The organism is Rhodococcus jostii NBRC 16295, from assembly GCF_001894825.1.
In the GTDB taxonomy this organism is placed as follows: domain Bacteria; phylum Actinomycetota; class Actinomycetes; order Mycobacteriales; family Mycobacteriaceae; genus Rhodococcus_F; species Rhodococcus_F jostii.
In genome coordinates, this window is record NZ_BCWY01000006.1 from 177,350 (window position 1) to 189,597 (window position 12,248).

Genomic DNA, 12,248 nt, shown 5'->3' on the forward strand with positions numbered 1-12,248 from the left:
GGCGTTCTCCGGCTACAATGATCGTGGGCAACCGCTCGCGACCACGTTCGTCCTCACGGAGAACGCGGGTCGAGTGATGATCGATCACGATCCGATCGGCGGTTCCCACCGATAATGTGCGCGCACCTGATCGACGGTCCCAGCCGCGCCTCGCCGAAATCTCCGATTTCTGCGCTGAGGCAGAGGCAGGATCGACTCGGAAGAGGACATCGACGAGAGCGTCGACTGGGAAATCGGGCCGACCAGCGGCCTGGCCCTTACCTCGTGCGTGCGTGCAGCTACGAGGAAGGCCAGTCCCCTGAGCAAGATCACTGTCGACCATGAAGACGACGCAACCGAGACCACTCTCTCGGCGCAGCTCGACTCCACGCACGTCGCCCCCACTTTCGCCGAGCTCGGAGTTCGCGACGAGATCGTCCGCGCGCTCGACGAGATCGGCATCGAGCGCACCTTCGCCATCCAGGAGCTCACGCTCCCCCTCGCCCTCGCCGGCGACGACCTGATCGGTCAGGCCCGCACGGGCATGGGTAAGACGTTCGGTTTCGGCGTCCCGCTGCTCCACCGCATCTCCACCGGCACCACCGGCACCGCAGCGCTCGACGGCACGCCCCGCGCGCTGATCATCGTCCCCACCCGCGAGCTGTGCATCCAGGTCACCAAGGATCTCGAGGGCGCCGCGAAGTACCTGAAGGGCGAGAAGAACAAGCTCGAGGTCCTCGCCATCTACGGTGGCCGCCCCTACGAGACGCAGATCGCGACTCTCCAGAAGGGCGCCGACGTCGTCGTCGGCACCCCCGGCCGCCTCCTCGACCTGGCCAACCAGGGTCATCTGATCCTGGGCAAGGTCGAGGTCCTCGTGCTCGACGAGGCCGACGAGATGCTCGACCTCGGCTTCCTGCCCGACATCGAGCGCATCCTCGGGATGGTTCCGGACAAGCGGCAGACGATGCTGTTCTCGGCCACCATGCCGGGCCCGATCATCACCCTTGCCCGCACGTTCCTCACCCAGCCGACGCACATCCGCGCCGAGCAGGCCGACGATTCGGCGGTGCACGACCGGACCAGCCAGCACATCTACCGGGCGCACGCGCTCGACAAGGCGGAGATGGTCGCCCGCGTGCTGCAGGCCGAGGGTCGCGGCGCGACGATGATCTTCACACGCACCAAGCGCACCGCGCAGAAGGTCGCCGACGATCTCGCCGAGCGCGGATTCTCCGTCGGCTCCGTTCACGGTGACCTCAACCAGGTTGCCCGCGAGAAGGCGTTGAAAGCGTTCCGGACCGGCAAGATCGACGTGCTGGTCGCGACGGACGTCGCAGCTCGCGGTATCGACATCGACGACGTCACGCACGTCATCAACTACCAGTGCCCGGAGGACGAGAAGACTTACGTCCACCGGATCGGCCGCACCGGCCGCGCGGGCCGCACCGGCATCGCCGTGACGCTCGTGGACTGGGACGACATTCCCCGCTGGCAGCTCATCGACAAGGCCCTCGGTCTCGGTATCCCCGATCCGGTCGAGACGTATTCCAGCTCACCGCACCTGTACGAGGAACTGTCGATCCCGACCGAGGCGACCGGCACGATCAAGCGCGCCCGCGTCGAGAAGGCCGAGAAGTCCGAGAAGGTCGCTCCGGAGCAGGGCGAGAACGCCGAGCAGGGTGAGAGAGCCGAGCGCACGGAGCGTCCGGCACGCACCCGCGCCCGTCGACGCACCCGCGGTGGCCGTCCCGCCGATTCCGTGGGCCCCAAGTCCGTGTCGCCGGAGCCGACGGCACCCGAATCCGCTGCTCCGAGCACGGACAGCGACGGCGAAGGCGCATCCAAGCCCCGCCGGCGCCGCCGCCGCCGGACCACGAAGGTCGGCGCCGCCGCGACGAACGCGGAGTAGCCGGCCACCGTGCTCGCACCTGAGCGGCGCTCGCGCGCCGATCTCGTCGTCGCGGCCGGAATCGCACTGGCCGTGGTGGTCGCCATCACCGTGGTGTGGTTCCGCAGCGACGCCCGGGGCACCACCTCGATCACCGCGGCCGAGCCGCCTGCCGCGCTCGTCACGGCGCTGACCGTGCCGGAGACGCTGAACCCGATCTGGGATTCGTCCAGCTCCGCCACGACCGCACCCCTCGTCGTCGGTGGTGCGGTCGTGACCGCGGAGGGCGGAGACGTCGTCGGACGGGACCGCATGTCGGGCGCCGAACTGTGGCGGTACGAGCGCGACCTCGACCTGTGCGGTGTGACAGCGTCCTGGGAGAAGGTCGTGGCCGTGTACCGCGACCACCGCGGATGCTCGCAGGTCACCGAACTCGACGGCGGTACCGGCCAGCGCCTGGCCCAGCGGAACAGCGACGCGGATTCCGAGGTGTCGCTGACGTCCGACGGCACCTATGTGGCGTCCCTCGGCGACAGTCGTCTGGAGCTGTGGCGTTCCGACCTGGTGCGCACCGTGGAGTACGGCCGGGTGGACGCGCCGGTGAATCCCAAGAAGCAGCCCCGCAGCGGGTGCACGCTGATCGACGCCGGTTCGAGCAGTAGCCGGTTCTCCGTTCTCGAGCGCTGCCCCGGCGAGGCGGCCGATCGTCTGACGGTCATGAATCCGTCGCCGAAGGACAACCAGGAACCCGAAGAGTACGGCTCCAGCGTCCTCGCGGGTGTCGACGCCGGCGTCGAGGGTGCCCGCATCCTCGGGGTATCGGGCGAGACCACGGCCGTGTATCTCCCCGCGGGGAAGACGTACGGGCCGCGGCTCGGTCTGTTCGACGGCACCGGCAACGCCGTGTCCGAGTACGCGCTGTCCGGTCCGGTGGGACCGGAACCGGTCACCTCGACGAGCAGTTCGGTGGTCACGTGGTGGACGGGTTCCGAGGTGGTGTCCCTCGGCGCCTCCGATCTCGCACCCCGCTGGGCCTTTCCGGGCGCTCTCGGCCCCGGCGCCGTGATGGCCGGCAATCTACTGGTTCCGGTGGACTCCGGCATCGCCGTGCTCGACCTGTCGACCGGAGCGTTGTTGCGGACGATCCCCGTGGCCCGCGACGCCGCAACCGGTCCGATCACCACGACCGTGGCAGGCGACGTCGTCCTCGAACAGCGCGCAGACCGGGTCGTGGCGCTGCGCTGAGGTGACCGCTCACGCGGGTTCGGCGAACACGACGAGGTAGCCGTCGAGGTCGCGGATCCAGATCTCCCGGTGTCCCGCATTGGGATTGACGTGCACGTCGGTGATCACGTCGGCCCCCGCCTCCCGCAGCCGCGCGACGGTCGCGTCGAATTCGGCGGCCTCGAACCAGATCGCCACCCCGTTCCCCCGCGGAAGTGCGGGATCACCGACGGGGCCGTGGTGGTGTCCCTCCTCGAGCCGGTGCAACTGCAGGACCATGTGCCCGTCGACGAGGAGTTGCTCGTAGTCCCGTCCACCGTGGCCGCTGTGCGCGCCCAGGACCTTCCGGTACCACTCGCCGGCCCGTTCGACGTCGTCGACGGCGAGGAGCGGCTGAGCCCGCATCGTGAGGGTGTTGCTCCGGGGTGCGTCTGTCATGGTGTCGACGCTAGCGCCGCGCGCTCCCCCTCACTTGGACGAATGAGCACCCCGCACTCGTCATCGAAACGTCGCGCGGTACGCGGTGGGTGAGACGCCGACGGTGCGAGAGAGATGCTGTCGCAGCGACGTCGCGGTGCCGAAACCCGCGGCCCAGGCCACGTCGTCGACCGGCAGATCGGTGTTCTCGAGCAGTTCGCGTGCGCGGATGATCCGCTGTTCGAGAATCCACTGCGTCGGCGACATCCCGGTCTCGGCACGGAATCGCCGGGTGAACGTGCGCACGCTCATCGACTCCCACGCGGCCATCTCCCGCAGCGACAGCGGTTGATCGAGCCGGGTCAGTGCCCGGGCCCGCGCTTGCGCGGTGGATGCACCGGCGGCCTCCGGGACGGGCTCGGTGATGAACTGCGCCTGACCACCGCTGCGGTGGGGCGGCACGACCGTTCCCCTCGCCACCTCGTTGGCCACCGACGCTCCGTGGTCGACCCGGATCATGTACAGGCACAGATCGATTCCCGAGGCGACCCCGGCGGCGGTGAGGACGGCACCGTCGTGGGTGTAGAGCACACCGGGGTCCAGCCGAACGTGGGGATAGAGCCGCCGGAACGCGTCCGCCGACTTCCAGTGCGTCGTGGCGCGCCGGTTCTCGAGGAGCCCGGCGGCCGCGAGAACGAACGAACCGGTGCAGATCGACGCCATCCGGGTACCGGGGCGAATGTGCGCGAAGGCATCTGCGAGCGGGCGGGGCAGGCAGCCGTCTTCGGGTGGGTCGTAGTCCTGGTCCGATGCCGGGACCACGACGGTGTCGGCCGTGCCGAGCAGTGCGGGACCGTGCTCGACCGAGATCGTCACGTCGGTGTCGGTGCGGACGGCACCGGGAGTGAGGGCGCAGGTCAGGACTTCGTAGAGCGGCTCACCGTCCCGCGATCTCGCCTCCCCGAACAGGCGGTGGACGATGCCGAACTCGATCGGGAGAACGCCGTCGCGCACGAACACGACCACACGGTGGGGACGCACGAGCCGCGAGCGGTCTCCCGAATCGGACATGGCTCGATTATTTCACATAGTGTCCTGCAGGCCACTGTCGCGACGGCATCTGCGCACGGATGATCGGAGGAGTCAGGACGACCGAGCGGAAGGTGGACCATGAAGATCCTGTGGGTATCGGCACATCCCGAACCAAAGTCCCTGAACGCGGCACTTCGCAGTGACGCCCTCGCAGCGCTGCGCGGCGCCGGCCACGAGATATGGACCTCCGACCTCTACGGGATGCGATGGAACCCGGTGGTCACGGCAGACGATTTCGACCACGACCCGCATCGTCGCCTCCGGGTCGGTGCGCGGTCGGCGCAGGCCCTGACCGAGGGGACTCTCGCCCCCGACATCCGTGCCGAGCAGCGAAAACTCGACTGGGCGGACGCGGTGATCGTGCAGTTTCCGCTGTGGTGGTACGGCATGCCCGCGATCCTCAAAGGGTGGTTCGACCGGGTCTTCGTCGAGGGCTACGGCTACGGATTGCGCCGCGAGAACGGCTCCACCCGGCGGTACGGCGACGGCACCCTCGCCGGCAAGCGGGCGATGACGGTCGTCAGTTTCGGCGGCAGCGCGGACAGCGTCGGCCCGCGCGGCATCAACGGCCAGATGGACGAGGTCCTGTTCCCGATCCATCACGGAATCTTCTGGTACACGGGGATGTCCGTGCTGCCGCCCGTCCTGATCGACAGTGCGGACCGGCTGCCCGACGGCCACTATCCCGGCCTCGCCGCCCGGCTGATCGATCGCCTCGCCGGACTGTCCACCGAGGCGCCGTTGCCTTTCCGTGCGCAGGACGGCGGCGATTACGACGCACGCTTCGTGCTGCGGGAGGACCGGGCGCCCGGCGTCACGGGAGTGCGCGCCCACTATGCGGAGTCCGCACCCGCCACACACTGCAACGTGTTCTAATTCACGGCATGGCAACCTACGTGATCACCGGCGCGGCCTCGGGCATCGGAGCGGCGAGCCGCCGCACACTCGAGGCCGCCGGCCACACGGTCATCGGCGTAGACCTCGCGCAGACCGACGTGGTGGCGGACCTGTCGACCCCCGGCGGACGAGCGGCGGCCGCGGCCGCCGTCGACGAAGCGAGCGGAGGCGTCGTGGACGGTCTCGTCTGCTGCGCCGGACTGGGTTCGCTGTCCCACGTCCCGGGCGGCACCCTCGTCGCCGTCAACTATTTCGGAGCCGTGGACCTCGTGACCGCCCTCAAGCCCGCCCTGGAACGCGCCGGCACCGCCTCGGTGGTGGTGATCTCGTCGAGCAGCACCACCACGCAACCCGGTATTCCCGAGCATCTGGTGGCCGCGTGCCTCGACGCAGACGAGGCGGAGGCGGTGCGCATCGGCGACGAGGTGACCGCCATTCCGGCGTATCCCGCATCCAAGCTGGCACTGGCGTGGTGGATCCGTCGTGAAGCGGTACGACCCGAATGGATCGGCAACGGCATACGGCTCAACGCGATCGCGCCGGGCATGATCGACACACCGATGACCAGCGGGGACGACCTCGACCCCGAACTCGCGAAGGCTCTGGACTTCTACCCGGTGCCGCTGGGCCGGCGCGGACGTCCGGACGAGATCGCCGCGCTCGTCGAATTCCTACTCGGGCCGGGATCGACACTGTTCTGCGGCAGCGTCGTCTTCGCCGACGGGGGCACGGATGCCCAATTACGGCAACAGGATTGGCCCGCAGCGTGGAATCCCACGACGGAGGAACTTACTCGGCACTTCCAGGCGAGAAAGTAGCGAGTTCGGATCCCGCCCAGTGCTTGGCGAGGTTCTCGGCCAGATCCCGGTACGCCTGGGCGCCCTTGTTCTTGCGTCCCGCCAGGACGGTGGCGCCTGAGGCCGTCGCCTCTGCGAATCGCACCGTCCGCGGGATCGGCGGAGCGAGGACCGGCAGGTTGTAGCGGTCCGACACGTCGGAGAGCACGTCCCGACTGTGGGTCGTGCGCGCGTCGTACAGCGTCGGCAGCGCTCCGAGCAGCACCAGATCAGGGTTGGTGATCTGCTGCACCTCCGTCACCGTCCGCAGCAGTTGCCCCACGCCGCGGTGCGCGAGCGTCTCGCACTGCAGTGGCACCAGGACCGACTGCGCTGCCGTGAGGCCGTTGAGAGTGAGGACGCCGAGTGACGGCGGGCAGTCGATGATGACGGTGTCGTAGTCGTCCAGCAGAGGCGCCAGAGCGCGCTTGAGGGCGAATTCGCGACCGGGACGCATGAGCAGCAACGCTTCCGCGCCCGCCAGATCGATCGTGGCCGGGAGGAGCGCCACACCGTCCGCGGTGTCGATCACCGCATCCTGCGCCACCAGATCGCCTGTCAGCACCTCGTGGACGGAGGCATCCAATCGGTCCGGGTTGTGCCCGAGGGAGAACGTCAGGCACCCCTGTGGGTCGAGATCCACCACCAGGACTCTCTGCCCCAGCGCGACGAGAGCCGCGCCGAGAGAGGCCACCGTGGTGGTCTTCGCGACGCCACCCTTCTGATTTGCCACTGCAAGAACCGTTGTCACGGCTCGATCCTTACCTACTTCGTCCTCAGAGGCGAGCCATACACGCATATTGACTGACATGATGGATGGATGCCACCCAGTGATTCGCCGCGCGGCCGTCGGATCGTCCTCCTCCGACACGGCGAAACAGAATGGGCCCGTTGGGGTAAACACACCGGTAGAACCGACGTCCACCTCACCGAACTGGGCGAATCCCAGGCGCGGCGGGTGGGTCCGGCGATGGACGCACTCGAACTGCGCGACCCCCTCGTCATCGTCAGCCCGCGGCACCGCGCTCGGGAGACGGCGGAACTGGCGGGATTGAAGATTCAGCGCACCTGGGACGCGCTCGCCGAATGGGATTACGGCATCTACGAGGGCATGACGACCCCGGAGATCAGGCAGCAGGTGCCCGACTGGACCGTGTGGACCCATCCGTGCCCCCGCGGGGAGCAGGCCGAGCAGGTGCACACCCGGTGCGACCTCGTGCTGTCCGTCGCGCATTCACAACTCGTCGACCGTGACGTGATCCTCGTCGGGCACGGGCACTTCTCGCGCGCGCTCATCGCCCGCTGGGCGGAACTTCCCGTCAGCGAGGGTCGACGCTTCGCGATGTCGCCCGGCGCCTACTCCGTCCTCGGCTTCGAGCACGGGGCGCAGCAGGTGATCAGCCACAATGTGACCAGCGAGAAAGGTGCCCGATGATCAGACGCGCAGTACCCGAGGACGTCTCCGCGATCACCGCCATGATCTACGAACTCGCCGACTACCAGAAGGCCCGCGACGAGTGCACCGTCACCGCCGAGCAGATGGACGACGCCCTGTTCGGTCCGCGGCCGTCCACGTTCGCCCACGTCGCGGTCAGCGACGACGACCGGGTGGTCGGGATCGCGGTCTGGTTCCGCAACTTCTCCACGTGGGACGGAACACACGGCATCTACCTCGAAGACCTGTTCGTCAGCCCGTCCGAGCGCGGTTCCGGACACGGCAAGGCCCTGCTCGCCACACTCGCGAAGGAGTGCGTCGACAACGGCTACACCCGGCTGTCGTGGTCGGTGATCAATTGGAACAAGCCGTCCATCGCGTTCTACGAGTCGCTGGACGCACACCCGCAGGACGAGTGGACCACGTACCGGCTCACCGGGGATCCGCTCGGGCGCCTCGCCTCCGAGGTGGGTTAGCGGTCCGTGGGGTTGTCGGCGTCGGTGTCGGTGTCGGTGTCCTGGCCGTATTCGGCGGCCAACCACTTCGACGTGGGACTGCTGAACAGGCACCCGAGGGCCGCCACCACGATGACGCCGAGCAGTACACCGAAGAACGGCTGGTGCGAATCGGTGAGCAGCGACCACGCCACCGGGAGCAGGAGCAGCTGGGCGACGATCGCGATCGCCCGCCCCCAGCGACGGCCGAAGATGAGGGCGAGTCCGGCGGCGAGCACCGCGCCACCGAGAATCGCGAACCACGCCGCGGTTCCGTAGCCGCTGCTGACACTCTGGTCGTGCCCGAGAAGCCCCCGAATCACCAGCACCACGGCCACGCCGACGGCGACCGCACCCTCGAGCGACACCAGGGCGCCCGCCGCGCGGACCGTGGTGGGCGTGGACTTACGGAGAGACGGATTCGGCACGTCGGCCAGCCTAGAACACCCCGTCGCCGTCGGCCTCGGGACGGTGACACCGCCTGCCCCCGCTAGGCTTGGGCCCCGTGCGCGCGCTGCTGATCGTCAACCCGAATGCCACGTCGACGACCCCGGCCGGGCGTGATCTGCTCGCCCACGCACTGTCGAGCCGGGTGCGGTTGACGGTCGCGCACACGACACACCGCGGCCACGCCGCCGAGCTGGCGCAGCAGGCCTGCGTGGACGGAATGGGCCTGATCATCATCCACGGCGGCGACGGCACCGTGAACGAGGTGGTCAACGGACTGCTCGGCACCCCGGAACCGAAATCCATGAGCGCGGTGACGGTGGGGCCCATTCCCCCGATCGCCGTCGTTCCCGGCGGCTCGGCGAACGTCTTCGCCCGCTCGCTCGGCATCGCCGCCGACCCGGTGGACGCCACCAATCAGCTCATCGATCTCCTCGCCCGCAGGCAGCGGCGCAGGATCGGCCTCGCCCACTGCGACAACCGCTGGTTCACGTTCAACGCCGGTCTCGGCTGGGACGCCCAGGTGTGTGAGGCGGTCGACATGCACCGTGAGAACGGGCGCCCCGCCACACCGGCGCAGTACGTCCGCGCGGCGATTCGCGTGTTCTTCCGATCGAAGTACGCCGACCCGACGCTCACCGTGGAGGTTCCCGATCGCGATCCGGTCGAGGGCGTTCATTACGCGTTCGTGTCGAACGCGAGTCCGTGGACCTATCTGAACAAGCGCGAAGTTCACACGAATCCCGACACCACCTACGACACCGGACTCGGTGTCTTCGCGATGCGGTCCACAGCGATCCTCACCACGGTGCGGGTCGCCCGCCAGCTGCTGACCCCCGGCACCCGCCCGAAGGCGAAGAAACTCGTCCGGGTCGACGACGTTCCCTGCGTCCGGATCTCCGCGACGGAGCCCATCGGCCTGCAGATGGACGGCGATTACATCGGACTACGCAAGGTGGTCGAGTTCGTGTCGGTGCCCGACGCGCTCGACGTGGTCGCGCCGGCGCGACCCTGAGAAACATCTCGAAAATCCCCGATTTCACCTGGCGGGAAGTGACGGGACGGGGTACAAAGGACGGCGCACCTCGAAAGGGCAGCCTAACTACGTGAGCTCCCCCACGGTGCGGCGGTTTTCTATTGACATCCCGCCAGTTCGTGAAAGCATTCACAAGCAACAGTGCGGAAACATTCTCTACGCACACATGAACTCACCAAGACAAAACGGTGCACGACGCACCCAGTTAAGGAGCAGAAGGATGGACTGGCGCCACAAGGCAATCTGTCGCGACGAAGACCCCGAGTTGTTCTTCCCTGTGGGCAACAGCGGTCCGGCCCTCGCGCAGATTGCCGATGCCAAGGTTGTCTGCAACCGCTGCCCGGTCACCGCCGACTGCCTCTCGTGGGCACTCGAGTCGGGCCAGGACGCCGGTGTGTGGGGCGGCATGAGCGAAGACGAGCGCCGCGCACTCAAGCGCCGCAATGCTCGGACGCGTGCTCGCACCACCGTCTGATACTTCAGAAGGAGACGGGCCCGGCACCACATGGTGCCGGGCCTTTTGCTTGCCCTTCGGCGATCAGTACCGCGGTCCACGACGCCCCAGCGGTACCCGCAACACGGCATCCGTTCCCCCGTCCGCCCCGGGATGCAACCCGAGGGAACCGTTCAACTCGGCGGCCACCAGGGTCCGCACGATCTGCAGTCCGAGGCGATCGGACCGCTCCAGGCTGAACCCGGGCGGCAATCCCCTCCCGTCGTCGTGGATCACGACGTCCAGCCACCGCGCGGACCGTTCCGCCCGCATGGTGACCGTGCCCGGAGCGCCGGGTTCGAAGGCGTGCTCGATCGCGTTCTGCACGAGTTCGGTCAGCACCATCACCAGCGGTGTCGCCCGCTCCGCGGAGAACACCCCGAAACTGCCCTCGCGGCGGACCTTGATCGGCGTGCTCACCGTCGCCACGTCGGACAGGATCGGCACGAGGCGGTCGACGACCTCGTCGAGGTTCACCTCCTCGTCCACCGACATCGACAGCGTGTCGTGCACGAGTGCGATCGAGGTGACGCGGCGCACCGATTCGCTCAGCGCCTGCCGGGCTTCCTCGTTGTTGGTCCGGCGGGCCTGCAGCCGCAGGAGCGCCGCCACCGTCTGCAGATTGTTCTTCACCCGGTGGTGGATCTCGCGGATCGTGGCGTCCTTGCTGAGCAGCGCACGATCCCGTCTCTTCACCTCGGTGACGTCCCGCACGACGACCGCAGCGCCCACCCGCTTCCCCCCGGGTTTCAACACGAGCGCCCGGAGCAGGACGGTCGCTCCCCTGGCCTCGATCTCCATGCGACGGCCCGGTTTGTCGGCGATCGTGTCGCGGATGTACCCCGCCACCTCCTGCGACTCGAACGGGTCGGTGACGAGTGATCGGGTGGTGGCGGCCAGGTTCTGACCGATCAGGTCCGAGCTGAGGCCCATGCGGTGGTAGGCCGACAGCGCATTGGGACTCGCGTAGACCACACGCCCCTCGGTGTCGAGTCGGATGAAGCCGTCGCCGGCGCGGGGACTCGAATTCGTGTCCGACCGCGCCTCACGGATCGGGAACGTGCCGTCGCTGATCATCTGGCACAGATCCTCGGCGCAGTCGAGGTACGCCACCTCGAGCGGGCTCTGCGCCCGCTGGTGCGACAGATTGGTGTCTCGGCTGAGGACGGCGATCACCTCGCCGTCCCACCGCACCGGGACCGCTTCCCCGCGCGGCGGCAGACCCGCGTGTCCACCACCATCCTCGGGGCGCACGACGCTCCCGTCGAGCAGCGCCTGCAGCACCTGCGGGTGTTCCGACTCCGACACGACCGTCCCGACGACATCCTCCGGGAACGCGGTCGACGCGGTGGTGGGCCTGCAGTGCGCGACGCAGATCACGGTGCCGGTCGGGTTGGTAGCCGCGGAATCCGTTCCGACCCACAACAGAACGTCCGCGAAGGAGAGGTCGGCGAGCAACTGCCATTCGCCGACGACCCGCTGGAGGTGATCGACGGCCTCGCCGGGCAGGTCAGTGTGTTCGGCGAGCAGATCGCTCAGAGTGGACATCGTGGGTGGGTGTCAGTCAGCTCAGGAGATGACTGCGATCAGGTCGCCCTGCTGGATCACGTCGCCGACCTTGACGTCCACGGAGGTGACCGTGCCGGGCTCTTCGGCGATGACGGGAATCTCCATCTTCATCGACTCGAGGATGACGAGGGTGTCGCCTTCCTTCACCTCGTCACCCGCGCTCACCACAACCTGATACACCGTCGAAACCATTTCGGCCCGCACGTCTTCTGCCATTGTGATCCTTCACTCCCGGGTGTCGAGAAAGCCCTGTTGCAAGGACACCCAACCACACGTGGAAGACTGTAGTGAAAAGAAGGGAGATCTACTCATGGGTAAGCGTGGTCGTAAGAAGCGCAGTCGCAAGGGCAACGCCGCAAACCACGGCAAGCGTCCCAACGCCTGACGCGCCGTAGAACGCACCAGGGGCCGGAAAGCAGCGATGCTTTCCGGCCCCTG

General features: G+C 68.0%; 15 protein-coding genes. 9 read left to right on the forward strand and 6 right to left on the reverse strand.

Annotated elements, in window-relative coordinates:
• Positions 1 to 268: 268 nt before the first annotated feature.
• Both RJ1_RS07220 and RJ1_RS07225 read left to right on the forward strand, forming a co-directional pair.
• Positions 269 to 1,891 (forward strand): DEAD/DEAH box helicase, encoded by a 1,623-nt coding sequence (locus RJ1_RS07220; protein ID WP_073359268.1) that lies wholly within the window; start codon positions 269 to 271, stop codon positions 1,889 to 1,891.
• A 9-nt stretch (positions 1,892 to 1,900) separates the two neighbouring features.
• Complete coding sequence (locus RJ1_RS07225) at positions 1,901 to 3,115, forward strand: Rv3212 family protein (protein WP_073359269.1); 1,215 nt, start codon at positions 1,901 to 1,903, stop codon at positions 3,113 to 3,115.
• Between the two features lie 9 nt (positions 3,116 to 3,124).
• Here the strand turns inward: RJ1_RS07225 and RJ1_RS07230 are convergent, their stop codons facing one another.
• A complete protein-coding gene (locus RJ1_RS07230; protein ID WP_073359318.1) occupies positions 3,125 to 3,499 on the reverse strand; it encodes a VOC family protein in 375 nt (124 codons plus the stop codon).
• Between the two features lie 93 nt (positions 3,500 to 3,592).
• The gene (locus RJ1_RS07235) at positions 3,593 to 4,582 is read right to left on the reverse strand and encodes a GlxA family transcriptional regulator (RefSeq protein WP_073359270.1); all 990 of its coding nucleotides are present in this window, start codon (positions 4,580 to 4,582) and stop codon (positions 3,593 to 3,595) included.
• A 99-nt stretch (positions 4,583 to 4,681) separates the two neighbouring features.
• Here RJ1_RS07235 and RJ1_RS07240 point away from each other — a divergent pair, with 99 nt between their 5' ends.
• Entirely contained in the window at positions 4,682 to 5,479 is a 798-nt protein-coding gene (locus tag RJ1_RS07240) for an NAD(P)H-dependent oxidoreductase (protein WP_073359271.1), read from the forward strand.
• Between the two features lie 8 nt (positions 5,480 to 5,487).
• Complete coding sequence (locus RJ1_RS07245) at positions 5,488 to 6,318, forward strand: SDR family oxidoreductase (RefSeq protein WP_073359272.1); 831 nt, start codon at positions 5,488 to 5,490, stop codon at positions 6,316 to 6,318.
• Here the strand turns inward: RJ1_RS07245 and RJ1_RS07250 are convergent.
• Entirely contained in the window at positions 6,290 to 7,087 is a 798-nt protein-coding gene (locus RJ1_RS07250) for a ParA family protein (protein WP_073359273.1), read from the reverse strand. The two genes, RJ1_RS07245 and RJ1_RS07250, sit on opposite strands and share 29 nt — an antisense overlap.
• Before the next feature lie 69 nt (positions 7,088 to 7,156).
• On the opposite strand from RJ1_RS07250, the gene RJ1_RS07255 reads away from it, so the two are divergent.
• Together RJ1_RS07255 and RJ1_RS07260 are read left to right on the forward strand one after the other, a co-directional pair.
• Positions 7,157 to 7,771, forward strand: a complete 615-nt coding sequence (locus tag RJ1_RS07255; RefSeq protein WP_073359274.1) for an acid phosphatase — start codon at positions 7,157 to 7,159, stop codon at positions 7,769 to 7,771.
• Complete coding sequence (locus RJ1_RS07260) at positions 7,768 to 8,247, forward strand: GNAT family N-acetyltransferase (RefSeq protein ID WP_073359275.1); 480 nt, start codon at positions 7,768 to 7,770, stop codon at positions 8,245 to 8,247. The genes RJ1_RS07255 and RJ1_RS07260 overlap by 4 nt, the downstream gene beginning before the upstream one ends.
• On the opposite strand, the gene RJ1_RS07265 is transcribed toward RJ1_RS07260, so the two are convergent.
• Positions 8,244 to 8,693 (reverse strand): hypothetical protein, encoded by a 450-nt coding sequence (locus RJ1_RS07265; protein WP_073359276.1) that lies wholly within the window; start codon positions 8,691 to 8,693, stop codon positions 8,244 to 8,246. The genes RJ1_RS07260 and RJ1_RS07265 overlap by 4 nt on opposite strands.
• Before the next feature lie 77 nt (positions 8,694 to 8,770).
• Between RJ1_RS07265 and RJ1_RS07270 the strand changes: the two genes are divergently transcribed.
• Positions 8,771 to 9,727, forward strand: a complete 957-nt coding sequence (locus RJ1_RS07270; RefSeq protein WP_073359277.1) for a diacylglycerol/lipid kinase family protein — start codon at positions 8,771 to 8,773, stop codon at positions 9,725 to 9,727.
• Between the two features lie 241 nt (positions 9,728 to 9,968).
• Complete coding sequence (locus RJ1_RS07275; protein WP_073359278.1) at positions 9,969 to 10,223, forward strand: WhiB family transcriptional regulator; 255 nt, start codon at positions 9,969 to 9,971, stop codon at positions 10,221 to 10,223.
• 63 nt (positions 10,224 to 10,286) lie between these two features.
• Here RJ1_RS07275 and RJ1_RS07280 read toward each other — a convergent pair whose 3' ends face one another.
• Positions 10,287 to 11,789 carry a sensor histidine kinase gene (locus RJ1_RS07280; RefSeq protein ID WP_073359279.1) on the reverse strand — a complete coding sequence of 501 codons (1,503 nt, stop codon included), beginning with the start codon at positions 11,787 to 11,789 and terminating at the stop codon, positions 10,287 to 10,289.
• 21 nt (positions 11,790 to 11,810) lie between these two features.
• Positions 11,811 to 12,026, reverse strand: coding sequence for a biotin/lipoyl-binding carrier protein (locus tag RJ1_RS07285; protein ID WP_005240095.1), 216 nt, complete (start codon positions 12,024 to 12,026; stop codon positions 11,811 to 11,813).
• Between the two features lie 94 nt (positions 12,027 to 12,120).
• Between RJ1_RS07285 and RJ1_RS49230 the strand changes: the two genes are divergently transcribed.
• Positions 12,121 to 12,195: a 50S ribosomal protein bL37 gene (locus RJ1_RS49230; protein WP_022597109.1), complete on the forward strand. Its 75-nt coding sequence runs from the start codon at positions 12,121 to 12,123 to the stop codon at positions 12,193 to 12,195.
• Positions 12,196 to 12,248: the final 53 nt, after the last annotated feature.